Origin of the sequence: Streptomyces sp. BE20 (assembly GCF_036322525.1) — a bacterium.
GTDB lineage: Bacteria > Actinomycetota > Actinomycetes > Streptomycetales > Streptomycetaceae > Kitasatospora.
On record NZ_JAQYWW010000620.1, the window covers coordinates 92,198 to 116,708 of the forward strand.

The window sequence follows — 24,511 nt, forward strand, 5'->3', positions numbered from 1 at the left end:
CCGCCGCCGGGCCGTCCACGCCGCCCGGCCGCCTGCGCACCGCTTCCGCCCCGGGCTACGGCACCTCCACCGGCCGCCAGGGCACCGGGCTGGAGAGGATCATCGAGCTGGACGGCTGCCCGTAGCCGCCGAGCCGGTCGGTCAGCGCCTCGAAGTCGGCCATCGTCGGCACCGCGACCAGCAGGACGCAGCAGGCCCCTCCGGTCACCCGGTGCAGTTGGAGCACCTCCGGCCAGGCCGCCACCGCGGGGTCGCGCAGCAGGCAGCGCGGTCCGTAGCACTGGATCTGCACCAGGGCGGTGATCGGCAGCCCGGAGCGGGTCAGGTCCACGTGGGCGTGGTAGCCGGTGATCACCCCGTCGGCCTCCAGACGGCGCACGCGTTCGGCGACGGCGGGTGCGGAGAGGCTCACACGGCGGGAGAGTTCGTTGTACGAGAGCCGGGCGTCGGCCTGCAGCTCGGCCAGCAGACGGCGGTCGACGGCGTCCATCACGGCTCCTCGCGGATCGGTTTCGAGTGGCTGGATCCCGCTGCTTTGCGATCGTGAGGAGAATCGGGAAAACGCCTCTCGTACGACAGGCCCGGTCGCGGTTGCCGTGCCCGCCACCCATTCAAATGCGGGCCGGGGCCGCCGCACAATGGGGCCGCGGCGACGCCCGGGGCGGCAGGACCGAATTCCGGGCCCGTCCGGCTATCGGCCGTCCGGCTGTCGGACCCCTGGATGTCCGTCGCCGCAGAACCAGAAGGGATCGGCATGGGGCACGACACGGTGGAGACACCCAGCCTGTCGTTCGGTCGGGGCGGGGAGCCGGGTCGGGGCACCCCGTACGCCCGCTACGCCCGGCTGGAGGAACTGCACAGCCTGCAGCACCCGCTCAGCAAGGTCCCGGCGGAACTCTCGTTCATCGTCACCACCCAGGTGATGGAGCTGCTCTTCGACCTGTTGCGGCACGAGTGGACCCTCGCCCAGCAGGCGATGCGCGAGGACGACCTGCCGACCGCGCTGGCCGCGCTGCGGCGCGGCACGCACGCCCAGGACGTGCTGGTGGAGTCCTGGGACCTGCTGGCCACGCTGACCCCGCAGGAGTTCAACGCCTTCCGCTCGGTGTTCGGCGAGGCCTCGGGCTTCCAGTCGTCGGCCTTCCTGCACCTGGAGTTCCTGATCGGCAACAAGAACGCCGCGCTGCTGCGGATGTACCGGGACACCCCGGAGACGCTCGCCGAACTGACCGGTGCGCTGCACGCTCCCGGCCTGTACGACGACGCGCTGGCGCTGCTGGCCCGGCGCGGCCTGGCGGTGCCGCACGAGGCGTCCGACCAGCGGTACCAGGAGGACGAGGCGGTGACGGCGGCCTGGCGGCGGGTCTACACGGAGCCGGAGTTCGCCGGGCTGCTGCCGCTCGCCGAGGCGCTGCTGGACGTCGCCGAACGGGTGACCCGCTGGCGTCAGCGCCACCTGGCGTCGGTGAAGCGGTCGATGGGCGCCAAGCCCGGCTCGGGCGGTTCGAGCGGCCTGACCTGGCTGCGCCGCGCGGCCGAGCAGGACGTCTTCCCGGAGCTGTGGACCGTCCGGAACGAGCTGTGACCGGCGCGGCCGGCGGCACGGGCAGAACGAACGAGAGGCTGGGCATGATCACGCGCGAGGAGTGCGGGGCGCTGGACGCCGCCGACCCGCTGGCGGCGTTCCGCGGGGAGTTCGCCCTCCCGCCGGGGGTGGTCTACCTGGACGGCAACTCGCTCGGCGCACTGCCGGTCCGCACCCCCGGGCGGGTGCGGCAGGTCGTCGAGGAGGAGTGGGGCCGGGAGCTGATCCGCAGCTGGAACGACGCGGGCTGGTTCGAGCAGCCGTACCGGCTGGGTCGGCGGATCGCGCCGCTGGTCGGAGCCGCCCCGGAGGAGGTGGTGGTCTGCGACACCACCTCGGTGAACCTGTTCAAGGTGCTGACCGCCGCCCTGCGGCTGCGCCCCGGTCGGGGGACAGTGCTCGGCGACGGCGCGGCCTTCCCGACCGACCTGTACATCGCCGAGGGCGTGACCGGGCTCGTCCCCGGCGCCCGCAGCGTGCTGGTGGACCCGGCGGAGCTGGACGCCCACCTGGACGCGGACGTCGCCGCGGTCGTCCTCTCGCACGTCGACTACCGCACCGGCGAGCTGCTGGACATGCCCGGGATCACCGCCCGGGTGCAGGCCGCCGGGGCGCTGATGATCTGGGACGTCTGCCACTCGGTGGGCGCGCTTCCGGTCGAACTCGGCGCAAGCGGCGCGGACTTCGCGGTCGGCTGCACCTACAAGTACCTGAACGGCGGACCCGGTTCGCCGGCCTTCCTCTACGTGGCCGGCCGGCACCTGGAGGCCGGCCCGGAGCAGCCCCTGAGCGGCTGGTTCGGACACGCCCGCCCGTTCGCCTTCGAGCCGGGCTACGCGCCGAAGGACGGCATCGGCCGCTTCCTGACGAGCTCGCCCTCGCTGCTCGGACAGGCCGCGCTGGAGTCCTCGCTGGACGTCTGGGAGCGGGTCGACCGGGCCGCCGTCCGGGCCAAGAGCCTGGCGCTGACCGACCTGTTCGTCTCGCTCGTGGAGGGGCTGGACGGGATCGAGGTGGCGACCCCGCGGGAGCACGCCCGGCGGGGCAGCCAGGTCGCGCTGCGGCACGCCGACGGCTACCCGGTGGTGCAGGCGCTGATCGCGCGCGGGGTGATCGGGGACTTCCGGGCGCCGGACCTCATGCGGTTCGGCTTCACCCCGCTCTACCTCTCGTACACCGACGTGTGGGACGCCGCGCGGCACCTGGCGGAGGTGCTGGAGAGCGGCGAGTGGAAGGACGAGCGCTTCGCCCGCCGCGGCGAGGTGACCTGACCGGCCCGGGCTGCCCCTCCCCCGCAGGACCGGGCGAGGGGCCGCCGCCCGTCCGGGGCCGCCGCCGGACCTCCGTCGGGGCCGTCGTCGGGGCCGTCGTCGGGCCGGTTTCAGACCGCCGTCAGTTCGGCGATCAGCCGCCGGTAGACCCCGAAGGCCGGCTTGGGCGTGTAGTCGTCCCGGAGCAGGCCGAAGTGGTGGAAGAGACCGGGGCCGGCGCTGTCCGCGTCCCGGAGGCCGAAGTGCCCGTAGCCGGTGACGTTCAGCTCGGCGGCGAGGCCCGCGACCGTCCGGACCACCTCCTCCACCACCTCGGCCTGCCGCCCCTCCGAGCGGTCCGGCCCGGTCGGCCAGCCGTGCTCGCAGATCCGGATCGGCACCGCCGGGCCGATACCGGCCGCGGCGACGCTCTCCTTCCGGAAGCCGGCGAGCACCGCCGCGACCACCTCGGCGAGCCGCTCGGCCGGGACGGGGCGGAAGACGTCGGGGAAGAAGTCCAGACCGACGTAGTCGAGCGCGCGGTGGAACCGCTCGTCGGCGAGCGCGCCGAGGTCCGGCCAGAACGTGTCGGCGGGGTCGAAGGTCAGCACCGCGTTGAACCCCACCGCGAGGTCGAGGCCGCAGGCCAGTGCTTCCTCCTTGGCCGCCACCACCCCCTGGACCAGGGCCTGCCGGACGTTCGGGACGGAGCCGTCGAGCACCGGCGAGTCGGCGTTCGGCTCCTCGCAGATCTGGAGCACCCCGATCCGGTGGCCCTCGGTACGGACGGTCCGCCGGACGAAGTCGAGCCAGCCGTCCAGCCGTCCGGTCGGCTCGCGGAACTGCAGGACGAGGTCGAGCCGGCGGCCCTCGACGGCGTAGCGCTCCGGCCCGGCCGGGGTGGGCGGGGTGGCCGGCTCCTCCGGGTACGAGCGGTAGGCGCGGACGAGCAGGGTGGGCGCCCCGCCCTGGAGGTCACGCAGCGCGGCCGTGATCCGGTCCGGGTCGTCGGGGCTTACGGGTGCGACCGTGCCGGTGTCGTCGCCGAGCAGGCCGCCGGGATAGATGCCGAAGGTGAAGGTCATGCCTCACCGTAGCCGACATTATTGGTGTCACTGCAAGTTTGGTGCGGCACTATGATTCCGGCATGGGACTTCGCGAGGACAAGAAGCACCGGACCCGCGCCCTGCTGGCCGACACCGCCATGGGGCTGTTCGCCGAGCGCGGGTTCGAGCAGGTGACCGTGGTCGAGGTGGCCCGGGCCGCCGGGGTCTCGCCCAACACGGTGTTCAACTACTTCCCCACCAAGGAGGACCTCTTCTTCGACCGGCAGGACGAGGTGGAGGGCCACCTGGCGCGAGTGGTGCGGGAGCGTCCGGCGGGAGCGTCCGTCGTGGACGCCGTCCGGACGGACCTGCTGGCCGGGCTGGACGCGGGCGAGCCGACGTACGGGCTGAGCCCGCAGGCGGCGGTGTTCTGGCGGTTGGTCGCGGAGAGCCCGGCGCTCCGCGCACGGCTGCTCGATCTGGGCGAGCGCGCCGAGCGGGCGCTGGCGGCGGCACTGGCCGAGGAGGCCGGGACACCCGCGGACGCCCCGCTCCCCCGGCTGGTCGCGGGCGCGATCGCCGGGGCGCACCGGGCGGTGTTCGCGGAGATCCGGCGGGGCATGGTGGCGGGCGAGCCGGTGGACGCGGTCCGCACGAGGGTGGAAGCCGCGGTGACCGCGGGGTTCGGCCTGCTGGGGTCGGGCCTCGCGGGGTGGCCGCCCGCCCGGTGAACGGCCGCCGGGCCGCGCACCCCGGGTGGGCGCCGGTCCCGGCGGGAACGGACCGGGCCGCCCGGTCGAGGTGACCGGGCGGCCCGGGGCCGGGACTGCGGAACGCGGCTAGCTGTGGCGTCCGCGACGGCGGGCGGCGAGCACGGCGAGGCCGCCGAGGCCCAGCAGGCCCACGCCGGCCAGGCCGAGGACGACCGGGCCGTTGCCCGCGCCGGTCGACGGCAGTTCACCGCCACCGCCGCCCGGCTTGCCGGGGGCCGGGTGGTGGCCGGTCGGACCGTGGCTGCCCGATCCGTGGCCGCCCGGCCCGTGGCTCGTCGGCCCGTGGCTGGTCGGCGCCGCGCTGGACGAGCTCGGCGAGGAGGTGGGCGAGGTCGGCGAGGCCGTCGGCGAGGTCGGGCTCGCGGTGGGGGACGTGGGCGAGGCCGTCGGGGACGTCGGGCTCGCGGTGGGGGACGTGGGCGAGGCCGTCGGCGAGGTCGGGCTCGCGGTCGGGGAGGTCGGGCTCGCGGTCGGCGACGTCGGCGAGGAGGTCGGCGAGGTGGGCGACGGGCTCGGCGTCACCTCACAGTCCGGCAGGTCCCCGTCGAACGGGTAACTGTGGATCTCGTAGCCGCCGTTGCCGGTCTGGATCAGGTTGCCCGCCAGGTAGACCCGGCCGTTCATGCCCGGCATGGCGATGGTGGTGGTGCCGGCCGGGTTGCCGGCCATCACCGAGCCCTGGAACTGCGCGCTGCCGAGGATCTGCGCCGAGGTGGCCGTGGGGAAGTTCCACAACAGCTTGGAGCGCATCTCGGTGGTCGGGTCGCCCGGCAGGCCCGTCCCGGTGTAGGTGTTGATGTTCGCGTCGTCGGACAGCATGTTGACCACGACGGTGGCACCGGCCGGGATGTTGTTGAACACCAGGCCGATCTGCCGGGCCGCCGCACCCAGGCTCCCGGTGACGTTGAAGACCTGCTTCATGCTGGTGCCGTCACCGGTGAAGGTCGCCTCGGTCATGGTGACCGCCACGGTGCCGGTGGCCGTCGCCCGCCCGACACAGGCGGAGACGTCCTCGATCTGGGTGAGCACCGACTGGTACGGCGCGGCGGCGTTCGCGTCCTGGATCGCCTGACCGGTCGGGTCGATGGCGACCGTGCCGGTGAGCGTGCCCGCGTAGCGCAGGTTGCCGAAGGCCTGGCCCTGCGAGTCGCTGCCGCCGATCAGCAGCGAGTTGCCGGGCAGCATGGTCACGTTGCCGCCGACGGTGAGGAAGTCGCTGCCGTTCGGCGGCACGACGCGGGAGCCGACGCCGACCACGCCCGCGTTGTAGGCGCCACCGCCCTCGCTCTTGTCGACGGTGAAGTCACCGAGCGCGACGATCTTGCCCTCGGCCTCGGCGGCCCGCCCGTTCACGGTGTAGTCGCCGCCGGTGAAGACGTTGATCGTGGCGTCCCGGCCGGGGAAGTCGCCGTTGTTCGGCGGCGGCCAGGTGGCCGGGCAGTCCGGCCCGCTGCAGGCGCCCAGCGGCGGAGCCAGCGGCGCGGCGGAGCCGACCGTCAGCACCGCCGCCAGCGGCAGTGCCGCGACGGCGGTCGCCACCGCGACCCGGACGGTCCGTCGCCGGCCGGCGGCCGGCGCGCGCTCCACGGCGGTTCTTCTGTGATCCGGCGTACCGGTGCCCTGATCCATCGACACATTCCTCCGCGCAGAGAAAAGGGCAGGTTGCACAACCTGCCTCGTTCCGTTTGATACAGGATCATCCCACCTGATTCCCTCAGATCCGGGACATCAAATATCAAATCGGACGATCCACACCCTACAGACCATCAGCAGCGATCCGACAATCCGTCGAACGGCCGACCGGCCCCGTGGGCCACCCCTCCCCGCTAGGTTGTGACCATGACTTCCGAGCCCCAGCAGACGCACGAGAACCCGGACACCCGCCCGGACGCGGACACGGGCACGGGCACGGGGGCGGACACGGGCCCGGACGCCGCAGTCGCCACCGTCGCGGCCAGCGCCGACGTGCTGCGCCACCCCGAGGCCGGCGAGCACCTGCTCACCGCCGTCGAGAAGGAGCGCGCCGCCCGGTTCCGCCACGAGGCCGCGCGCGTCGACTTCACCGCCGCGCACATCCTGGTCCGGCTCTGCGCCGCCCGGCTGCTCGGCGTCCCGGCCGCCGGGCTGACCCTGGCGCAGAACTGCCCCGACTGCGGCAAGGGCGACCACGGCAAGCCGTACCTGCCCGACCACCCGGACGTCTCGGTCAGCCTCTCGCACACCAAGGGCGTGGTCGCCGCCGCCGCCGGACACCGGCCGATCGGGGTCGACGTCGAGCTGAACGCCCGCAGCGGCAGCCTGCTCGACGTGGCCGGGCGAGTGCTCACCGCCGCCGAGCTGCGGCAGGTCGAGGCGCACGCCGACCCGGCGTCGGCCTTCCTGCGGTTCTGGGTCCGGAAGGAGTCGCTGATCAAGATCGGCCGCACCAGCCTGGACGAACTCGCCGGCGTCGACCTCTCCGGCCTCGCCCTGGACCTGCCCGCCGGCGGGCCGCTGCTCAGCCGCTTCGAGGAGCTGTACCTGCTCGACTGGGTGGACGACGCGCACGGCGCGGCCGTCGCGGCGGTGAGCGCCGTGCCGCCCCGCGTGGTGGTGCTGGCGCCGCCGGCCGGCTGACCGGCCGCGGATCCACCCGCCCGGAGGGGCTCCGGATAAGCGGTGTTAGCGTCCTGACCAGGGCGGAGGAACCGGACGCCCCGGCTGTCCGCGCCGCGATCGCCCGCGCAGCCCCCGTTGAGTCCCTAGGGTGCCCCGCCATGGCCAAGTTCCTGCTGAGCCTGCACGTCCTCGCCTCGGTGCTGTTCATCGGTCCGGTGGCCGTGGCCGTCAGCATGTTCCCCCGCCGGGCGTCGGCGGCACTCGCCGGCGGCCCGGACAAGGCGGCCGACGCCGGCGTGCTCCGGATGCTGCACCGGATCACCCAGGTCTACGCGCTGCTCGGGATAGCCGTCCCGGTGCTCGGCATCGGGGTCGCCCAGGTGATGGACGTGCTGGACCAGTCCTGGCTGATCGTCTCGATGGTGCTCACCGCGGTCGCGGCGCTGTCCCTGCTGCTGTTCGTCCTGCCCGCGCAGCAGGCCGCGGTGGACGCGCTCGACCTCGACGCCGAGACGGCCGAGCACGGCAAGGCCGTCCGGGGACTGAAGCTGCTTCCGATGACCGCCGGCGTGTTCAACCTGCTCTGGGCGGTGGTCGTGGTCCTGATGATCATCCGACCTGGATCGACCACCGGCGCCTGACCCCGCCACCCCCGCCGGTACGGCCTCCGTACTACTGTCCCGCCCATGACGATCATCGCGGGGATGGGGCCGGAGACCGGTTCGGGCGTGGGCGTCCTGCTGCGCGGCTGGCGGGAGCGGCGCCGGCTCAGCCAGCTGCAACTGGCCCTGCTGGCCGACTCCTCGGCCCGGCACATCAGCTTCGTCGAGAACGGACGCGCCCGGCCCAGCCAGGAGATGGTGCTCCGGCTCGCCGAGCACCTCGACGTCCCGGTCCGCGAGCGCAACACCCTGCTGCTGGCCGCCGGGTACGCGCCGCACTACCCCGAGAAGCAGCTGGACGACCCCGCGATGGACGCGCTGCGCTCCGGCATGGAGCGGCTGCTGGCCTCGCACGACCCGTACCCGGCGCTGGTGGTCGACGGCACCTTCCGCGTCCTGGCGGCCAACCGCTCGCTCGGGATGCTGCTCGCCGGGGTCGCCCCGCACCTGCTGGAACCGCCGCTCAACGCGATGCGGATCACCCTGCACCCCGAGGGACTGGCCCCGCTCATCGTCAACCTGCGGCAGTGGCGGCAGCACCTGCTGGAGCGGATGGAACGGCAGGTCGGGCTGATCCGCTCCGAGCCGCTGCGGGCGCTGCTCGACGAGGTCGGCGCCTATCCGGACCCGGTGGGCGGCGCGGCGGACGACGGCGCGGACGACGAGGACGTCACCGCCCTGTTCCCGTTCGCGCTGCCGCTGCGGATCGCCTTCGGGGGGCGGGTGCTGTCGTTCCTGTCGACGATCACGACGTTCAACACCCCGATGGACGTGACCGTCTCCGAACTCGCCCTGGAGGCCTTCCTCCCGGCCGACGCGGAGACGGTCGCGTTCCTCCAGGCCGCCGTGGGACCGGAGCGGTGACCCCTCAGCGGGCGACGGCCCGGCGGCGCAGCGCGGTGAACTGGAGGACGGCGAAGAGGAGCACCGTGCCGGCCTGCACCGGGATCCAGAAGAGGCCGGCGGTGGTCGGCTCCAGCCAGAGCTCCATCGCCAGGACGCTGAGCACCGTCCAGGCCAGGTTGACCTCGATCACCGCCTGCACGGCGAGCCGCGGCGGCTGCGGACGGGCTGCCAGCAGGCCGACGGCGAGGCCGACCACCGTGAGCAGCACACCGATTTCGACCAGCGTCGAGCGGCCGACGCCGAGCAGGTCACCGAGCGGGCCGGAGAAGGCCAGGTAGGCGAGGCCGTTGCCGCCGGTCACGACGGCGTCCAGCGCGAGGTAGCCGCGCAGGGCCTTCGGGGAGGCGGGGGCGGTCGGACGGGCGGCGGCAAGGGTGTTCGCGGACATGGCGGATCGGCCTCCGGTGGTCGGAACGGATCCCGGGCCGCGGTCCCGCGACCCGGTACCGCCCACTCTGGCGGGCCGCCCGGAAGGCGTCGATTACCTCCGAGGTCATGGCCTCCCCGCCGGTCGGGCCGGCCGCCCGGGGAGGGCCGCGCCGCAGCCCGCGCCAGGTATTGACGTCTCGTCAGATGCCGAAGAGGCGGGCCGCGTTGTCGTGACAGACCGCGCGCAGCCAGTCCTCCCCCAGTCCGGTCCGCTCCAGCGCGTCCAGCTGGTGCACGTACCGGTAGGGGATGTTGGGGAAGTCGCTGCCGAGCAGGACGCGGTCCCGGAGCCCGGCCAGGCGCGGCAGTTCGGCGGGCGGGAAGGGGGTGTCCCGCTCGACGAAGTCGGTGAACGCGATGGTGGTGTCGAGCCGGACCTCCGGGTACCGCTCGGCGAGGTCGAGGAAGTCGGTGTACTCGGGCAGGCCGAGGTGGGCGACCACCAGGACGAGCCGGGGGTGCCTGGCGAGCACCTCGCCGATCGGCCCGGCGCCGGTGTGCTTGCCGGGGACCGGCCCCGATCCGCAGTGCGTCACCACCGGCGTACCGGTCTCGGCGAGAAGGCCCCAGACCTCGTCGAGCCGCTCGTCCGCCGGGTGGTAGCCGCCGACCTGGAGGTGCGCCTTGAAGACCCGGGCGCCGCCCTCGATCGCCCGGGCCACGTACCCGGGTGCCCCGGGCTCGGGGAAGAACGTGGCGGTGTGCAGGCAGTCCGGGGTGCGGGCGGCGAATTCGGCGGCCCAGCCGTTGAGCCACCCCGCCATGCCGGGCTTGTGCGGGTAGAGCATCGCGGTGAACGCCCGGACACCGAACTCCCGCAGCCACCCGACCCGCCGGTCCTCGGCCTCGCGGTAGGTGATCGGCCACGGCCGGTCGACCAGCGGACCGGCCGCGTCGAAGTACGCCCACACCTTGTCGAGGACGTTCTGCGGCATGAAGTGCGTGTGCACGTCGATCAGTCCGGGCAGGCCGAGGCCCTGCCAGAAGGCGCGGACCCCGGCCGTCTCGGCGTCCCGGGCCTCCCGAGCGGCCTGCTCGGCCTGCACGGCCTGCTCGGCCGGACCCGTCATGCCGGCACCGGGCGGGCGCGGTCGATGATCGCGCCCGCGTCGACGCCGGCCGGCAGCGTGCCGAAGGCCGCTCCGTGGTCGCCGCCGAGACGGGAGGCGCAGAACGCGTCGGCCACCGCCCGGTCCCCGTACCGGACCAGGAGCGAACCCTGGAAGGCCAGAGCCATCGACTCGACCAGCCGGCGGGCGCCGAACTCCGGGTCCTCCGGGCCGGCCAGCTCCTTGCGCAGCCCGGCGACGGCGGCGTCCAGCCTGCGGTCCGCGCCGGCGGCGGCGTCGAGCTCGCCGAGGAAGGCCTCGACGGTCTCCGGGCGCCGGGCCATGGCGCGCAGCGCGTCCAGGGCGGCGACGTTGCCGGATCCCTCCCAGATCGAGACCAGCGGCGCCTCGCGGTAGAGCCGGGGCATCCCGGACTCCTCGACGTAGCCGTTGCCGCCGAGGCACTCCAGCGCCTCGGCGGCGTGCGCCGGACCGCGCTTGCAGACCCAGTACTTGGCCACCGCCAGGCCGAGCCGGCGGACCAGCGCCTCGCCCGTGTCCCCGGCGAGCGCCGCGTCGGTGGCCCGGGCGAGGCGCATCGCCACCGTGGTGGCCGCCTCGGACTCGACGACGAGGTCGGCGAGCACGTTGCGCATCAGCGGCTGGTCGACCAGTGCCCTGCCGAACGCCCGCCGGTGCAGGGCGTGGTGGACGGCCCGGGTGGCGCCGAGCCGCATGCCGGAGGCGGCACCGGTGGTGCAGTCGAGGCGGGTCATGTTGACCATCTCGATGATGGTCGGGACGCCCCGGCCCTCCTCGCCGACCAGCCACCCGACCGCGTCGTCGTACTCGATCTCGGCGGAGGCGTTGGACTTGTTGCCCAGCTTGTCCTTGAGCCGCTGGAGGTGGATCCGGTTGCGGGTGCCGTCGGGCAGGACCCGCGGCAGCAGGAAGCAGCTGAGCCCGCCGGGCGCCCGGGCCAGGGTCAGGAAGAGGTCGGACATCGGCGCCGAGGTGAACCACTTGTGGCCGGTGAGGCGGTAGCTGCCGTCCGGCCGCGGGGCGGCGGCCGTGGTGTTGGTGCGGACGTCCGAGCCGCCCTGCTTCTCGGTCATCGACATGCCGGCGATCAGGCCCCGCTTGCCCTGCGGTGCCCGCAGCCCGAAGTCGTACGTGGTGGAGGTCAGCAGCGGCTCGAACTCGGCGGCCAGCGCCGGGGCGGCGCGCAGGGCGGCCACGGCGGCGTAGGTCATCGAGACCGGGCAGGTGTGACCGGCCTCGACCTGGCCCCAGACGAGGAACTTGGCGGCGCGGGCGGCGTGCGCGCCGGGCCGGTCGTCCCGCCACGGCGCGGCGTGCAGGCCGTGGCCGACGGCGGTGCGCATCAGCTCGTGCCAGGACGGGTGGAACTCGACCTCGTCGATCCGGTGGCCGAAACGGTCGTGGGTGCGGAGCACCGGCGGGTTCTCGTTGGCCAGCCGGCCCCACTCGGCGGCCTGTTCGGAGCCGGCCAGCCGGCCGAGTTCGTGCAGCTCCGGCTCGGCCCAGCCCGCGCCGGCCCGGTGCAGGGCGGCGAGCAGGGCCGGATCGGCGGCGGTGTCGTGTCCGTACGGCAGGGGTACCTGGTTGGTGACCTCATGCGTCGCTGTCATCGCGTCCTCCCAGGGCACGCAGGGTGAAGGAGACCAGGGCGGGGACCACCTCGGGCGGGGCGGTCCGGGTGTCCGGCGGACGGGCCGCCGCGAGCGGACCTGCGAGCGCCTCGCCGACCGCGCCGACGATCGCGGCGGCGGTCAGTTCCGGGTCCTGGCCGGGCACGTCGCCGGCGGCGAGGGCGGCGGTGATCTCGGCGGCGATCACGTCGCGGAAGGCCCGCCGGAACACCAGGCGTTCCGCGTCCACCACGGTGTCGGCCGGCTCGACCAGGAGCGCGTGGGCGAGCCGTGGCGCACGCAGGGCGCGGGCGGCGAAGGTCTCGACCACGGCCGCGATACGCGTCCGTGGGGTGTCGTGCCGGGCGACGGCCTCGTGCACGGCGGCCACCTCCCGGGTGACGACCCGGCGGAACAGCTCGACCGAGAGCTCGGCCTTGCTCGCGAAGTGCTGGTACATCGAGCCGGTGGCGATCCCGGCGCGGTCCGCGACCGCGGCCATGGTGCAGCCGCCGTAGCCGCGCTCGGCGAGCAGCCCGACCGCGGCCTGGAGCACCGCCTCGCGCTGGGCGTCCAGGCGGGCTTGTACGGCGGGCGTGCGTCGGTAGGCCATGAAAGAATTGAAGCACCGATTCACTGCTTCGGGGAGAGGCGCGCGGTCCCGGGAACGGACCGGGGGCCACCCGCCGACGCGCGGTCGGCGGGTGGCCCCCGGGGGTGGTGCTCGGCTACCGCGCCCTACAGGCGGGCGCGGGCAGGCGCGTGCTCTACAGGCGGACGCGGTCCTGCTTCAGCCCCTCCTCGTCGAGCGGGCCGATCGGCGGGACGTGGTACTGCCCGCTCAGCGAACCGGCCGCGGCGTCCCCGCCGAGTCCGGCCCACTCCAGCACCTTGGCGGTCGCCGCCGCCGACTCGGCGGCCGGCAGCTTCTCGATGTTGGCGCCGTGGTTGCCGCCGGGCACGGTGTAGACGTAGCTGTCCTCGCTGCCCCGGCCCAGCCGGAACGGCTCGGCACCCCACGGGTCGTTCTGGCCGTAGACGTAGATGATCCGCTCGGCGGAGTTCCGCACCCAGCGGTCGATGTCGCGCATCGCGGACGGGTCGAACCGCATCGCGATGTTCTTCGGCACGTAGGTGCGCGGCGAGTACAGCTCCTTGTAGTCGTAGTGCAGCAGGCCCTTCAGGTGCGACACGTCGAAGCTGGGCGCGCCCAGCTCGGTGCCGGCCTGGTAGTAGTACGCCGTGTAGTTGGCGAGCGACTGGTCGCTGTTGCCGGTGATGCCGGACTGGGCGTCGAACCAGGCGTACAGCTCGTCGTCGGTGGCGGTGGCGGCCGGGACCTTGGCGCAGTCGGCGGCCAGGCTGTACTGCCAGAACGCCCAGACCGTGTCGAGCACGCCGGACTCGTACGCCCGGTCGGCGCTGCCGGTGGTGGTGAAGGTGGAACCGGCGGCGGCGTTGTCGGCGGTGTAGCGGGCGAACAGCCGGTCGCGGCGGACCAGCAGTTCGCGCTGGGCGGCGGTCAGAGCGGCCCGGCACTCGGGCGTGCCGACGTTCCGGAAGAACCGGGAGTAGGCGGAGTCCTCACGGTCGTCGACGTCGTTCGGCGCGACGTAGGCGATGGTGCCGGCCACGTCGTCCGGGAAGAAGCGGCGGTGGTAGGTCGACGACATGCCGCCCTTGGAACCGCCGGTGGAGAGCCACTCCTCCTGGTAGATCCGCTTCAGCGCGGTGATGATCCGGTGCGAGTCCGCGGCCCCCTGACGGATGCCGGCCTTGCTCCAGTCGGCGGGCACGGGCCGGGACGGCGTGAAGTAGCGGTACTCGACGGAGACCTGGTTGCCGTCGACCAGCCGGGCCGGCTCGGTGCGCGAGGGCGTGGTGCGCAGCGCGTAGCCGTTGGTGAAGTAGACGGTCGGGCGGTCGTAGCCGCGGTGCAGCACGCTCAGCCGCTGCTGGAAGCTGCCCAGCCAGGGGCGGTCGTGGTCGATCGGCTGGGTGTAGGTGAGCAGGAAGTAGCGGTGGCCGGTGGTGGTGGGCCGTTCCTCGGTCACGGTCAGTCCGCGGATGGCCGCCAGGCGGTCCTTGATGTCGGCCGACGGGTCGTCGGCGACGGAGGACGCGCCCGCGGCGGCACCCTCGGCGAGCGCCGGGGTGGCCAGGCCGAGGCCGAACAGCGGGATCAGCAGGACGGCTACCAACAGCCCTCTGAGCTTCTTGGTCATCAACTCTCCATCGGGTCAACGGAACTGTTCGATGCTCTGTCCGTACTCTCCGACAGCCGGCGGGCGGCTGCCGTACGGACCGGCCGTCCGGTAGACGGCCGAATGGGCCACCCGCAGGTCGCGGATGGCCCATCGGGGTGAACGTGCTGGTCAGGGGCGCGGCAGGGTGCAGCCGGGCAGGGTCAGGTCGAGCCGGTTCCCGGAGGCGAAGCAGGCCGGGATGGTGTAGGTCTCCTGGGCGTAGCCGATCCCCCGGCGGACGGTGACCGCGCCGTTCTGGTCGACCTCGCAGGGGTTGTTCAGGGTGCACCGCTGGCCGGACTCGTTGATCGTGTTGTTGACGGCGACGACGGTGCCGTTGGCGTCGACGACCGGCGAGCCCGAGGTGCCACCGATGACGTTGCAACTGGACGTGTAGCGGACGGAGTCCTTGAACGTCCACTCGGCTTCCTTCAGCCGGTAGGCGAACCCGTCGACGGAGCAGGAGTAGATCTTCTTCCAGTACCCGGAGACGACCTTGATCGGGGTGCCCTGGACCGGGTGGGTGGCCGCGACGGTCAGCGGGGCGATCCGGTACTGCGACTGGATCGCGGCGTAGGTGGTGTTCAGCTGGTAGATCGACACGTCGGTGTCGGTCATGGCGCCGTACACGATCTTGGTGGCACGGAGCGTGCCGAGCGATCCGCCGCTCGCGTTGAGCAGCGTGAAGGTGCGGCTGGACGCCCGGTTGACGACCACCTGGCCGGGGCCGGGCATGCCGGTCTCCAGGCAGTGGCCGTTGGAGAGCACCAGGGCCGGGTCGTTGGCGGTGGAGTTGGGGAGCCGGACGAGCGAGCCGGAACAGTTGTTGAGCGCGACGGTACCGGCGAAGGTGACTGCGGCGAGCGCCTGTTGACCCTCGGGCGCCGCCGCGACGGTCCGGGCCGCGGCTTCGGCGGTCACGGCGGTCGGGGCGGTGACGGAGGGGGCGGCGGTCGCCACGGGGGCTCCGGCCAGGGCGGTGGCCCCGGCGAACAGGAGCGTGGCGAGCGTGCCTATGAGCGGCTTCTTCATGAGAGACCTCTCGGTGTGGGGGTGCACCAAAGCTGTCGCGGACATGACGTGTTGTCAAGAGTCGGGCCGAGTCCGGATCCGGACGCCCCGACCGGGGCGACGATTTCGGCCGCCCCGACCGACCCCGACGCGCCGGCCGAACGACCGGAGCGTCAACTCACCTGCCTCTGAGGGCTATTGGCGTCGACGCCGTCCACCGGCCGGTGCCGACGGCCGACGCTGATCAGCCGCAGCCGGAGCCGGGCCGTGGCCGCAACCCGCCGGCTCACGCCCCGGGTCGGCCGACCTCGGCGTGCTCCGGCGGTTCGGTCTCCGGCGCCGGGCCGGGCTCGGGCCGGGCTCGGGCCGGCGCCGGGCCGGGTCCGACCCGGCGCCGACCGGGGTCCTCCGGGGTCCGGTCCCCGCCTCCGGTGGTCGAGATCCGGCCACTCTGCGGGCACACACCCGTCCGCCCCCCGTACTGTTGGCCGGAGGCCGGGTGACGACATGGGGGCTGAAGTGACCGAAGTGACCGGAGCGACCGACAGGACCACCGCCGGGCGCGGCGACACCGGGCCCGGGCGGGCCGGACGCCTGCTCGCCGTGAGCGACCTGCACGTCTCCTACCAGCAGAACCGCGACCTGGTGGAGCAGCTGCGCCCGGAGTCCCCCGACGACTGGCTGATCGTCGCCGGTGACGTCGCCGAGTCCACCACCACCATCCGCTGGGCGCTGGGCCTGCTCGCCGAGCGCTTCGCCAAGGTGATCTGGGCGCCCGGCAACCACGAGCTGTGGACGCACCCCAACGACCCGGTCCAGCTGCGCGGTGTCGCCCGGTACGAGTACCTGGTCCGGCTCTGCCGCGAACTCGGCGTGGTGACCCCCGAGGACCCGTACCCGGTCTGGACCGGCGCCGGCGGCCCGGTCGCCGTCGCGCCGCTCTTCGTGCTGTACGACTACTCCTTCCGGGCCCCCGGCACCACGACCAAGGAGGAGTCGCTGGCCGCCGCCTACGAGTCCGGCGTGGTCTGCGCCGACGAGCGGTTCCTCCACCCGGACCCGTTCCCGGACCGCGACTCCTGGTGCCGCGAGCGCGTCCGGCTCACCGAGAAGCGGCTGGCCGGGCACGACCCGGAGCTGCCGCTCGTCCTGGTCAACCACTACCCGCTGGTCCGGGAACCCACCGAGATCCTCTGGTACCCCGAGTTCGCCCAGTGGTGCGGCACGGAGCTGACCGCCGACTGGCACCGCCGCTTCAACACCGCCGCGATGATCTACGGCCACCTGCACATCCCCCGGCGGACCAGCTACGACGGCGTCAGGTTCGAGGAGGTCTCGCTCGGCTACCCGCGCGAGTGGGGCAAGCGCGGCCTGCCGGACCCGCTGCTGCGCGAGGTCTTCCCGCAGTCCTGAACGCCCGGGCGGCGCGCCGGTCACTCCCGACGCGCCGCCTCCCCGCCCTGCCGCCCCTACTCCGGCGCCTTCTCCTCGGCCTTCTCCTCGGCCTCCGCGAAGGTCGCCGAGGGCTCCGGCCGTTCCGTCACCACCACCAGTTCGCCGCCCGACACCTTCGCCACCAGCGTGTCGCCCTCCTGCACGCTGCCGTCCAGCAGCAGGTTGGAGATCCGGTTGTCCAGCTCGTGCTGGATCGTCCGGCGCAGCGGCCGGGCCCCGAACTCCGGCTGGTAGCCCCGGTTCACCAGCCACTCCTTGGCGTCGTCCGTCACCTCCAGCCGGACGTCCTGCGCCTTCAGGCGGCGCCGGCTGCGGTCCAGCAGCAGGCCCACCACCTGGAGCAGGTCCTTGCGGGTGAGCCCGTGGAAGACGATCACCTCGTCGATCCGGTTGAGGAACTCCGGCCGGAACTGCGTCCGCAGGTCCCGCATCAGCTCGTCCTTGATCTCGTCGACGTCGCCGGCGTGGTCGAGGATCCGTTGCGACCCGATGTTGCTGGTCATGATCACCACGGTGTTGCGGAAGTCGACCGTGCGGCCCTGCGCGTCCGTCAGCCGCCCGTCGTCCAGGACCTGGAGCAGCAGGTTGAAGACGTCCGGGTGGGCCTTCTCCACCTCGTCGAAGAGCAGCACGCTGTACGGCTTGCGGCGCACCGCCTCGGTCAGCTGGCCCGCCTCGTCGTACCCGACGTACCCGGGCGGGGAGCCGACCAGCCGGGAGACCGTGTGCTTCTCCTGGAACTCGCTCATGTCGAAGCGGATCATCCGGTCCGGGTCGCCGAAGAGCAGCGCGGCCAGGGCCTTGGCCAGCTCGGTCTTGCCGACACCGGTCGGCCCGAGGAAGAGGAACGAGCCGGTCGGCCGGTCCGGGTCGCCCATGCCGGCCCGACCGCGGCGCACCGCCTGGGCGACGGCCGTGACCGCCTGGTCCTGCCCGATCACCTTCTCGTGCAGGTGCTCCTCCAGCCGCAGGAGCCGCTCACGCTCGGTGGCGTTCAACTCGGCCACCGGGATGCCGGTACGGCGGGAGAGTACCTGCGCGATGTCCTCGGCGGTGACGGCGACGACCTCCTCCCGGTCCTCGGCGAGCGCGGCCAGCTCGTCCTCGGTCTGGCGCAGCTCGGCCTTCAGGTTGGCGGCCCGGACGAACTCCTCGTCCGCCACCGCCTCCTCCAGCTCGCGTCGCAGCTTGGTGATCCGGTCCTGCACCGGCATCGCCGTCGTCGATCCGCTCAGGCTGCGCAGCCGGACCCGCGCGCCCGCCTGGTCCAGCAGGTCGATCGCCTTGTCCGGCAGGAAGCGGTCGCTGACGTAGCGGTCGGAGAGCGTCGCGGCGGCGTCCAACGCCTCGTCGGTGAAGCGCACTTGGTGGTGCGCCTCGTACGCGTCGCGCAGGCCGCGCAGGATCTCGACGGTCTCCTCGACGGTCGGCTCGGGCACCAGCACCGGCTGGAAGCGACGCTCCAGGGCGGCGTCCTTCTCGATGTGCCGGCGGTACTCGTCCAGGGTGGTGGCGCCGACCACGCTCAGCTCGCCACGGGCCAGGGCCGGCTTGAGGATGTTGCCCGCGTCCATCGAACCCTCGCCGCCGGATCCCGCCCCGACCACCGTGTGCAGCTCGTCGAGGAACAGGATCACGCTCTGCTCGGCCGCCGTGACCTCGTCGATCACGCTCTTCAGCCGTTCCTCGAACTCGCCGCGGTACTTGGAGCCGGCCACCAGCCCGGTGAGGTCCAGGGTGACGACCCGCTTCTCCTTCAGGCTCTGCGGCACGTCACCGGAGACGATCCGCTGCGCCAGCCCCTCCACGATCGCCGTCTTGCCGACGCCCGGCTCGCCGATCAGCACCGGGTTGTTCTTGGTCCGGCGGGACAGGATCTCGACGGTCTGCTCGATCTCCTCGGCCCGGCCGACCACCGCGTCCAGCCGGCCCGCCCGCGCCTCCTCGGTGAGGTCCTGGCCGTACTCGTCCAGGGTGGGCGTCCGGCTCGGCTGCGCACCGCCGGAGCTGCGCTCGCCACCGGAGCTGCGGCCGTCCAGCACCGTGCGCAGCGCCTCCTGCGAGGGGGCCACGTTCCGCAGGGCCGCCCCCGCGCCCGACCGTTCCTCCTCCAGCAGCGCCCCGAGGATGTGCTCGGGCCCGATGTACGAGGCACCCGCCGCCTGCGAACGGGCGTGCGCGGCGAGCAGCGCCCGCTTGGCGGCCGGCGTCAACGCGGGCCGGCCGTCCCCGGTGGGCGTCTCCGCGCCGACCGGCAGCGCCTCCGCCAGGTCGCCGGCCAGCCGGTCCGGGTCGATCCCGGCCCGCTCCAGCATCCGGCGCGACGGATCCACCCGGGTGGACGCCCACACCAGGTGCACGGTGTCGAGATCGCTGCTCCCGTCCTCGGCGGCACGCTGCGCGGCCAGGCCGAGCAGCTCCTGCGCCGACTCACTGAGCAGCCGGCCGATCGGCACCCGCTGCACGTTGGGTGGGGACGCCATCGGGCTCATGCCGAAGAACCGGCTGAGCAGGTCGGAGAACGGGTCGTTCGATCCGAACGGCGGCATGGTCACGGTGGTTCACCTCTCCCGAGCGGGCTGCGCCCCCACACAAACACAGGCCGTGCGGCCCCGCCTCCCGAGCGCGGGCGGTCGGGCGAGGGGCTCGGAAGGGGCCCGGGAGGCACCCGGGAGGCGCTCTGTTCACGGGCATCCGGAGTCGGCACGCTGTGGACATGACGACTCCTCGACGGATCGACGTACGGCTGGGTGACCGCTCCTACCCCGTGCACATCGGCCCCGGGGTCCGGCACCTGCTCCCCTCCGTCGTGGCCTCCACCGGCGCGGCCCGGGCCGTGGTGGTGTCGGCCCGCCCGCCGGAGGAGGTCCCGGACCCGGGCGTGCCGTCCCTGCTCGTCCCGGCCCAGGACGGCGAGCACCGCAAGACCCTGGCCACGGTGGAGGAGCTCTGCCGGGCCTTCGCCGGATACGGCCTGACCCGCCACGACGTGGTGGTCTCCTGCGGGGGCGGCACCACGACCGACGCGGTCGGCCTGGCCGCGGCGCTGTACCACCGCGGGGTGGCCGTGATCCATCTGCCGACCACCCTGCTGGCGCAGGTGGACGCGGCGGTCGGCGGGAAGACCGCGGTCAACCTGCCCGAGGCGAAGAACCTGGTCGGCGCCTACTGGCAGCCCCGGGCCGTGCTGTGCGACACCGACCACCTGCGCACCCTCCCGCCGGTGGAGTGGGCGAACGGGTACGGCGAGATCGCCCGCTGCCACTTCATCGGCGCCGGCGACCTGCGCGGGCTGCCCGTCCACGAGCAGATCGCCGCGAGCGTCGCGCTGAAGGCCTCGGTGGTGGCCGCCGACGAACGGGACGGCGGGCTGCGGCACATCCTCAACTACGGACACACCCTGGGCCACGCCCTGGAACGGGCCACCGACTTCGCGTTGCGGCACGGCGAGGGCGTCGCGATCGGCACGGTGTTCGCCGGGCGGCTGGCCGGTGCGCTGGGCCGGATCGGCCCGGAGCGGGTGGCCGAGCACCTGGCGACGGTGCGCGCGTACGGGCTGCGCGAGCGGCTGCCGGCCGGGGTCGGGACGGCTGCCCTGATCGCCCTCATGCGGCAGGACAAGAAGGCCCTGTCGGGCACGGGGCTCGCGTTCGTGCTGGACGGGCCGCGCGGTGTCGAGCTGGTCCCGGACGTGGCCGAGCAGGTGGTGGCCCGCACCCTGGACGCGATGGAGCGCGATCCGGAGGGGAGCCGCCCGGCCGCGCCCGACGGACCCTAGGCGCCGGCGGACCCGGCGGACCCTAGGCGCTGGCGGACCCGGCGGCGTCCGGGGTCCGTCCGGGTCCGGGGTCCGGCCGGCGGGAACGGTCAGAGCCGGCCGTGGGCCCGCAGGGTGCGCAGGGCGTCCAGGGTGACGATCGGGCGCCACTCGGCCGCCGAGCCCGGGGCCCAGAGCCGCCACAGCACGGGCCAGCCGCCGTCCTCCTGCTGCACGGCGGCCAGGTGGTCCAGGCAACGCGCCACCTCCTGCTCGGTGAACCACTCCCGGGCGAGCGAACGGGGGGTCCGCAGGACGTCGGTGACGTAGTGGTACTCCCCCGCCGCGTACGCGGGGTGGACCGGAAACTCCTCGGCCCGCGCCGGGTCGGTCACCACCAGCCGCTGGTCGCGGACGAGTTCGCCGAGCCGCTGGGCGGACTTGGCGGCCCGCCCCCGGTCCGGAACGCCGTCCAGGAAGGCGAGGGCGGCCTCCACCTCGTACGGGTGGGAGGAGGTCAGACCGTCGACGGCCTGCCAGCAGAACTCGGTCGCGGCGTCCAGCCACGGGTCCTCGATGCCGTTGCGGTGCAGCCGGCCGACGATCACCCCGGTGGCCAGCAGGCTGCCCGACGGGTTCGGCCGCACCGTGAGGACGGCCGAGGACGGGTAGCCGGCGATGCCGGGATGGAGCGTCGGCAGGCCCCCGTCGGGCGAGGTCAGACTCGGCAGGTGACTGCGGAGCCGCGCCGTGCGGGCGGCGTCGCACCGGCCGATCTCGTCCAGGACGTTGAGCGCCGCGGCCGCGGCCAGCGGCTGCGAGGACGGCCCGCGCACGTCCGCCTCCAGCGCGTACGCGTAGCCGCCGTCGGGGCGGACGTAGGCGGCGAGCGCGGTCTCCACGGCGTCGGCGCCGCCGCCGAGGAAGTGGTGGGCGAAGCGGTGCTGCTCCAGCGGACGGGCGGAGAGCCAGACGAACCATTCGGCGCGTTCGAGGACGGTACGCACGCGGGGCCTCCCGAGGTTGTGCAGAAAGGATACTGACGGAGCGTCAGTCATCGGGCGAGAAGTACCATACCAGCCGACCTGGAGAGAAAACGGACATCTCGCACACGTCCCCTGGCGTGCCCGTGGCCGCTGGGTCAGAGTGGAACCGTTCATCCGACCGGTCCGACGACGGAGGGCACACGTCGCATGAGACACAGGATTCTGGGCGGCACCGGCATATCGGTCAGCGAATTCGCCCTCGGGGCCATGATGTTCGGTTCCTGGGGCAACACCGACGAGGAGGAGGGCGTCCGGACGATCCGGCTGGCCCTGGACGCGGGCATCAACCTCGTGGACACCGCCGACATCTACGGCGACGGCGGATCGGAGCGGATCGTCGGCCGGGCGATCCGGGGCCGCCGGGACGACGTCGTCCTCGCCACCAAGTTCCACAGCCCGATGGGCCCGGACGCCAACCACCGCGGGAACTCCCGGCGCTGGATCACGCGGGCGGTGGAGGGATCGCTGCGCCGCCTCGACACCGACCACATCGACCTCTACCAGGTGCACCGGATCGACCCGGACACCGACATCGACGAGACGCTCTCCGCGCTCTCCGACCTCGTCCGCTCCGGCAAGGTCCGCGCGGTCGGCACCTCCAACTTCCCCGCGGACCAGATCGTCGAGGCCCAGTGGGTCTCCGAACGGCGCGGACACGTCCGGTTCCGCAGCGAGCAGCCGCAGTACTCCGCCCTCGCCCGCTCCGTGGAGACCCACGTCCTGCCGACCGCACAGCGGCACGGCATGGGCGTCCTGCCCTGGGGGCCCCTGGGGGCGGGCTGGCTCACCGGCCGGGAGATCCGGCCGGGCGTCGGGCGGGCCGTGCTGGAACAGCGCAAGTTCGACCTCTCCGTCCCGGAGAACGCCGCCAAGGCGAAGGCGGTGGCCGAGCTGCGCAAGGTGGCCGCCGACGCGGGGCTGTCGCCGGCCCACCTCGCGCTGGCCTTCGTCCAGTCCCATCCCGCCGTCACCTCCGTCCTCCTCGGCCCGCGCACGCCAGGGCAGTTGACCGACCTGCTGGGCGCGGCCGGGGTGGAACTCGACGACGGGGTGCTCGACCGGATCGACGCGATCGTGCCGCCCGGTGTCGACCTCAACCGCGCCGACCACCACTGGGTGCCGCAGTCGCTGACCGACCCCTCGCTGCGCCGTCGGCGCACCGCTCCCCGGCGGGAGGCGTGATGGCCCGCGTCCCGTTGACCGAACACGCCAGGGCCGTGCTGGCGGCGCCGGTGTTCGCCGTGGTGGCGACCCTCCGCGCGGACGGCACGGTGCACCAGTCCGTCGTCTGGGTCGGCCACGACGGCACCGACCTGCTCTTCGGGATCGAGCGGGGCAGCCACAAGGAGCGCAACCTGCGGCGCGATCCGCGGATCTCGGTGCTGCTGCACCCGGCCGACGCCCCGTACACCTACCTGGCGGTGCGCGGGACGGCATCGATCGAGCCGGTGAAGCTGCACGACGGGCTGATGGACGAGATGTCGCGCCGGTACACCGGGAAGTCGCACGCGGAATTCCTCGGCGAGCTGCTGCCCGCCGAGGAGGACCTGCTGGTCGTGCGGGTCGCCGTGGAGTACCTGCTGGACCGGTGAGGAGGCGGCGGGCGCCGGGGTGTTCCCCGGCGCCCGCCGCAGCCGGCCCGCCACAGCCCGGTCAACGCAGCCCGGCCCGCCGCAGCCCGGTCAGCGCAGCTCGGTCACCATCGGCAGCTCGCCCATGCCCACCAGAGCCCGCGGCTTGGGGTGGACGGGCGTGTCCGACGTGGGCCGAAGCCGCCAGCGCGCGGCGATCGTGGCGAGCGCCAGCGTGGTCTCCATCATCGCGAAGTCGTCGCCGATGCACTTGCGGCTGCCCGCGCCGAACGGGATCATCGCCCCGCGCGGCACCTCGCCCACCCGCTCGGGCGACCAGCGGTCCGGGTCGAAGCGCTCCGGGTCCGGGAAGAGCTCGCCGTTGCGGTGCAGCGCGTACGAGCTGTAGAAGACGACCGAGCCCACCGGCAGCCGGACGCCGCCCAGTTCGGTGTCGGCGGTGACGACGCGGGTGACCAGCCACCCCGGCGGGTAGAGCCGGAGCACCTCGTTCACCACCTGGCGGGTGTAGTCCAGCCCGTCCCGGCCGTGTGCGTCGGCTCCGCCCGACGCGGCGAAGGCGTCCGCCTCCTCCTGGAGCCGGCGCTCGTACTCGGGGTGCCGGCCGAGCAGTTGGAGCGCCCAGGCGAGGGCGGTCGCGGTGGTCTCGGTGGACGCGGTGAGGAAGTTCATCACCTGGTCGTGGATCTCCTGGTCGGAGAGTCCCCGGCCGTCCTCGTCGCGCGCGCCGAGCAGGCCGGACAACAGGTCGCCGTGGTCCTGGTCGGCTCCCCGGTAGTTCCGGATGATCGAGTCGATCAGCTCCCGGAGGTCCGCCAGGGCGCCCTCGAAGCGCCGCGACTCGGGCCCGGGCACCCGGTACACCAGACCGACCGGGGCGACCATCCGCTTGTACATGCCCTTGAGCACGATCGGCAGGCAGCGCAGGATCCGGTCCACGTGATCGGTCCCGATCTCGGTCGAGAGCAGCACCCGCGCGCCGATCCGGGCCGTCACGGCGTGCATCCGGTCGTTGGCCTCGATGGTGCCCCCGGGGCGCCAGCCGGCCGTCTCGGCGGCCATCTCCTCCCGCATCACCTGCGGGTAGGTGGCGATCCGCTCCCGCCGGAACGACGGCTGGACCAGCAGCCGCTGCCGCCGGTGGTCGGCGTAGGGGCAGTTGCCGAGGCTGTTGCCCATCAGCAGCTTGGTCTTCTCGTAGAACGGCCCGCCGCGGTCGAAGGTCCGCGGGTCCTTGAGCACCTGGCCGACGAGCTCGGGGTGGCAGACCATGTGGACGGTCCGGCGGCCCATCCTCAGCTCGACCACGTCGCCGTGGCGGGGCAGCCCGGTCAGGAACTCCAGCGGCCGGCGGCGCAGCGGCACCAGGTGGCCCAGCAGCGGCAGCGCACCCGGCGCGGTGGCCGCCGTCCAGTCGGCGGCGGCGCCGGACCTGGTCGCGGTGGACGACATCG

Annotated in this window: 22 protein-coding genes; 10 read left to right on the forward strand and 12 right to left on the reverse strand. The window is 73.6% G+C overall.

Going from position 1 to position 24,511, the window contains the following annotated elements; translation table 11 throughout:
- Nucleotides 1-55: 55 nt before the first annotated feature.
- Nucleotides 56-490 carry an Lrp/AsnC family transcriptional regulator gene (locus PUR61_RS12645; protein WP_329878892.1) on the reverse strand — a complete coding sequence of 145 codons (435 nt, stop codon included), beginning with the start codon at nt 488-490 and terminating at the stop codon, nt 56-58.
- Nucleotides 491-754: 264 nt separating this feature from the next.
- Here PUR61_RS12645 and PUR61_RS12650 point away from each other — a divergent pair, with 264 nt between their 5' ends.
- Entirely contained in the window at nt 755-1,585 is an 831-nt protein-coding gene (locus PUR61_RS12650; protein ID WP_329878893.1) for a tryptophan 2,3-dioxygenase, read from the forward strand.
- 44 nt (nt 1,586-1,629) lie between these two features.
- Nucleotides 1,630-2,856: a kynureninase gene (kynU, locus tag PUR61_RS12655; protein ID WP_329878894.1), complete on the forward strand. Its 1,227-nt coding sequence runs from the start codon at nt 1,630-1,632 to the stop codon at nt 2,854-2,856.
- A gap of 110 nt (nt 2,857-2,966) precedes the next feature.
- Here the strand turns inward: kynU and PUR61_RS12660 are convergent, their stop codons facing one another.
- Nucleotides 2,967-3,920 (reverse strand): hypothetical protein, encoded by a 954-nt coding sequence (locus tag PUR61_RS12660; RefSeq protein WP_329878895.1) that lies wholly within the window; start codon nt 3,918-3,920, stop codon nt 2,967-2,969.
- Between the two features lie 62 nt (nt 3,921-3,982).
- Here PUR61_RS12660 and PUR61_RS12665 point away from each other — a divergent pair, with 62 nt between their 5' ends.
- Nucleotides 3,983-4,612 (forward strand): TetR family transcriptional regulator, encoded by a 630-nt coding sequence (locus PUR61_RS12665; protein WP_329878896.1) that lies wholly within the window; start codon nt 3,983-3,985, stop codon nt 4,610-4,612.
- A 108-nt stretch (nt 4,613-4,720) separates the two neighbouring features.
- On the opposite strand, the gene PUR61_RS12670 is transcribed toward PUR61_RS12665, so the two are convergent.
- Complete coding sequence (locus PUR61_RS12670; RefSeq protein ID WP_329878897.1) at nt 4,721-6,283, reverse strand: choice-of-anchor A family protein; 1,563 nt, start codon at nt 6,281-6,283, stop codon at nt 4,721-4,723.
- Between the two features lie 210 nt (nt 6,284-6,493).
- Here PUR61_RS12670 and PUR61_RS12675 point away from each other — a divergent pair, with 210 nt between their 5' ends.
- The 3 genes from PUR61_RS12675 to PUR61_RS12685 all read left to right on the forward strand — a co-directional run bounded on the left by PUR61_RS12675 (nt 6,494) and on the right by PUR61_RS12685 (nt 8,778).
- Nucleotides 6,494-7,270, forward strand: coding sequence for a 4'-phosphopantetheinyl transferase family protein (locus tag PUR61_RS12675; RefSeq protein WP_329878898.1), 777 nt, complete (start codon nt 6,494-6,496; stop codon nt 7,268-7,270).
- A gap of 140 nt (nt 7,271-7,410) precedes the next feature.
- Nucleotides 7,411-7,893 (forward strand): DUF2269 family protein, encoded by a 483-nt coding sequence (locus PUR61_RS12680; protein WP_329878899.1) that lies wholly within the window; start codon nt 7,411-7,413, stop codon nt 7,891-7,893.
- Between the two features lie 45 nt (nt 7,894-7,938).
- Complete coding sequence (locus tag PUR61_RS12685) at nt 7,939-8,778, forward strand: MmyB family transcriptional regulator (protein ID WP_329878900.1); 840 nt, start codon at nt 7,939-7,941, stop codon at nt 8,776-8,778.
- Between the two features lie 4 nt (nt 8,779-8,782).
- Here the strand turns inward: PUR61_RS12685 and PUR61_RS12690 are convergent, their stop codons facing one another.
- The 6 genes from PUR61_RS12690 to PUR61_RS12715 form a co-directional block, all read right to left on the reverse strand.
- The gene (locus PUR61_RS12690) at nt 8,783-9,208 is read right to left on the reverse strand and encodes a hypothetical protein (protein WP_329878901.1); all 426 of its coding nucleotides are present in this window, start codon (nt 9,206-9,208) and stop codon (nt 8,783-8,785) included.
- 181 nt (nt 9,209-9,389) lie between these two features.
- Entirely contained in the window at nt 9,390-10,319 is a 930-nt protein-coding gene (locus tag PUR61_RS12695) for an amidohydrolase family protein (protein ID WP_329878902.1), read from the reverse strand.
- Entirely contained in the window at nt 10,316-11,950 is a 1,635-nt protein-coding gene (locus PUR61_RS12700; protein ID WP_329878903.1) for an acyl-CoA dehydrogenase family protein, read from the reverse strand. Before PUR61_RS12700 ends, PUR61_RS12695 begins: the two co-directional genes overlap by 4 nt.
- Nucleotides 11,934-12,563 carry a TetR/AcrR family transcriptional regulator gene (locus PUR61_RS12705; protein WP_329878904.1) on the reverse strand — a complete coding sequence of 210 codons (630 nt, stop codon included), beginning with the start codon at nt 12,561-12,563 and terminating at the stop codon, nt 11,934-11,936. The genes PUR61_RS12700 and PUR61_RS12705 overlap by 17 nt, the downstream gene beginning before the upstream one ends.
- A 154-nt stretch (nt 12,564-12,717) precedes the next feature.
- On the reverse strand, nt 12,718-14,175 hold the full coding sequence (locus PUR61_RS12710) for a S28 family serine protease (RefSeq protein ID WP_329878905.1): 1,458 nt from the start codon (nt 14,173-14,175) through the stop codon (nt 12,718-12,720).
- Between the two features lie 150 nt (nt 14,176-14,325).
- On the reverse strand, nt 14,326-15,228 hold the full coding sequence (locus PUR61_RS12715) for a S1 family peptidase (RefSeq protein WP_329878906.1): 903 nt from the start codon (nt 15,226-15,228) through the stop codon (nt 14,326-14,328).
- Between the two features lie 507 nt (nt 15,229-15,735).
- Here PUR61_RS12715 and PUR61_RS12720 point away from each other — a divergent pair.
- Complete coding sequence (locus PUR61_RS12720) at nt 15,736-16,620, forward strand: metallophosphoesterase family protein (RefSeq protein WP_329879031.1); 885 nt, start codon at nt 15,736-15,738, stop codon at nt 16,618-16,620.
- Nucleotides 16,621-16,676: 56 nt separating this feature from the next.
- On the opposite strand, the gene PUR61_RS12725 is transcribed toward PUR61_RS12720, so the two are convergent.
- Entirely contained in the window at nt 16,677-19,211 is a 2,535-nt protein-coding gene (locus tag PUR61_RS12725) for an ATP-dependent Clp protease ATP-binding subunit (RefSeq protein ID WP_443035162.1), read from the reverse strand.
- Between the two features lie 167 nt (nt 19,212-19,378).
- On the opposite strand from PUR61_RS12725, the gene PUR61_RS12730 reads away from it, so the two are divergent.
- Nucleotides 19,379-20,440 carry a 3-dehydroquinate synthase family protein gene (locus PUR61_RS12730; RefSeq protein ID WP_329878908.1) on the forward strand — a complete coding sequence of 354 codons (1,062 nt, stop codon included), beginning with the start codon at nt 19,379-19,381 and terminating at the stop codon, nt 20,438-20,440.
- 89 nt (nt 20,441-20,529) lie between these two features.
- Here the strand turns inward: PUR61_RS12730 and PUR61_RS12735 are convergent, their stop codons facing one another.
- A complete protein-coding gene (locus PUR61_RS12735) occupies nt 20,530-21,477 on the reverse strand; it encodes a hypothetical protein (protein ID WP_443035159.1) in 948 nt (315 codons plus the stop codon).
- A gap of 135 nt (nt 21,478-21,612) precedes the next feature.
- On the opposite strand from PUR61_RS12735, the gene PUR61_RS12740 reads away from it, so the two are divergent.
- Nucleotides 21,613-22,647 carry an aldo/keto reductase gene (locus PUR61_RS12740; RefSeq protein ID WP_329878910.1) on the forward strand — a complete coding sequence of 345 codons (1,035 nt, stop codon included), beginning with the start codon at nt 21,613-21,615 and terminating at the stop codon, nt 22,645-22,647.
- Nucleotides 22,647-23,057, forward strand: coding sequence for a PPOX class F420-dependent oxidoreductase (locus tag PUR61_RS12745; protein WP_329878911.1), 411 nt, complete (start codon nt 22,647-22,649; stop codon nt 23,055-23,057). The genes PUR61_RS12740 and PUR61_RS12745 overlap by 1 nt, the downstream gene beginning before the upstream one ends.
- 90 nt (nt 23,058-23,147) lie before the next feature.
- Here the strand turns inward: PUR61_RS12745 and PUR61_RS12750 are convergent, their stop codons facing one another.
- Nucleotides 23,148-24,509 (reverse strand): cytochrome P450, encoded by a 1,362-nt coding sequence (locus PUR61_RS12750; protein ID WP_329878912.1) that lies wholly within the window; start codon nt 24,507-24,509, stop codon nt 23,148-23,150.
- Nucleotides 24,510-24,511 lie beyond the last annotated feature (2 nt).

Coding starts and splice junctions, on each gene's coding strand:
- PUR61_RS12645 (WP_329878892.1), bottom strand. CDS start 490: ATGGACGCCGTCGACCGCCGTCTGCTGGCCGAGCTGCAGGCCGACGCC.
- PUR61_RS12650 (WP_329878893.1), top strand. CDS start 755: ATGGGGCACGACACGGTGGAGACACCCAGCCTGTCGTTCGGTCGGGGC.
- kynU (WP_329878894.1), top strand. CDS start 1,630: ATGATCACGCGCGAGGAGTGCGGGGCGCTGGACGCCGCCGACCCGCTG.
- PUR61_RS12660 (WP_329878895.1), bottom strand. CDS start 3,920: ATGACCTTCACCTTCGGCATCTATCCCGGCGGCCTGCTCGGCGACGAC.
- PUR61_RS12665 (WP_329878896.1), top strand. CDS start 3,983: ATGGGACTTCGCGAGGACAAGAAGCACCGGACCCGCGCCCTGCTGGCC.
- PUR61_RS12670 (WP_329878897.1), bottom strand. CDS start 6,283: ATGGATCAGGGCACCGGTACGCCGGATCACAGAAGAACCGCCGTGGAG.
- PUR61_RS12675 (WP_329878898.1), top strand. CDS start 6,494: ATGACTTCCGAGCCCCAGCAGACGCACGAGAACCCGGACACCCGCCCG.
- PUR61_RS12680 (WP_329878899.1), top strand. CDS start 7,411: ATGGCCAAGTTCCTGCTGAGCCTGCACGTCCTCGCCTCGGTGCTGTTC.
- PUR61_RS12685 (WP_329878900.1), top strand. CDS start 7,939: ATGACGATCATCGCGGGGATGGGGCCGGAGACCGGTTCGGGCGTGGGC.
- PUR61_RS12690 (WP_329878901.1), bottom strand. CDS start 9,208: ATGTCCGCGAACACCCTTGCCGCCGCCCGTCCGACCGCCCCCGCCTCC.
- PUR61_RS12695 (WP_329878902.1), bottom strand. CDS start 10,319: ATGACGGGTCCGGCCGAGCAGGCCGTGCAGGCCGAGCAGGCCGCTCGG.
- PUR61_RS12700 (WP_329878903.1), bottom strand. CDS start 11,950: ATGACAGCGACGCATGAGGTCACCAACCAGGTACCCCTGCCGTACGGA.
- PUR61_RS12705 (WP_329878904.1), bottom strand. CDS start 12,563: ATGGCCTACCGACGCACGCCCGCCGTACAAGCCCGCCTGGACGCCCAG.
- PUR61_RS12710 (WP_329878905.1), bottom strand. CDS start 14,175: ATGACCAAGAAGCTCAGAGGGCTGTTGGTAGCCGTCCTGCTGATCCCG.
- PUR61_RS12715 (WP_329878906.1), bottom strand. CDS start 15,228: ATGAAGAAGCCGCTCATAGGCACGCTCGCCACGCTCCTGTTCGCCGGG.
- PUR61_RS12725 (WP_443035162.1), bottom strand. CDS start 19,211: ATGCCGCCGTTCGGATCGAACGACCCGTTCTCCGACCTGCTCAGCCGG.
- PUR61_RS12730 (WP_329878908.1), top strand. CDS start 19,379: ATGACGACTCCTCGACGGATCGACGTACGGCTGGGTGACCGCTCCTAC.
- PUR61_RS12735 (WP_443035159.1), bottom strand. CDS start 21,477: ATGACTGACGCTCCGTCAGTATCCTTTCTGCACAACCTCGGGAGGCCC.
- PUR61_RS12740 (WP_329878910.1), top strand. CDS start 21,613: ATGAGACACAGGATTCTGGGCGGCACCGGCATATCGGTCAGCGAATTC.
- PUR61_RS12745 (WP_329878911.1), top strand. CDS start 22,647: ATGGCCCGCGTCCCGTTGACCGAACACGCCAGGGCCGTGCTGGCGGCG.
- PUR61_RS12750 (WP_329878912.1), bottom strand. CDS start 24,509: ATGTCGTCCACCGCGACCAGGTCCGGCGCCGCCGCCGACTGGACGGCG.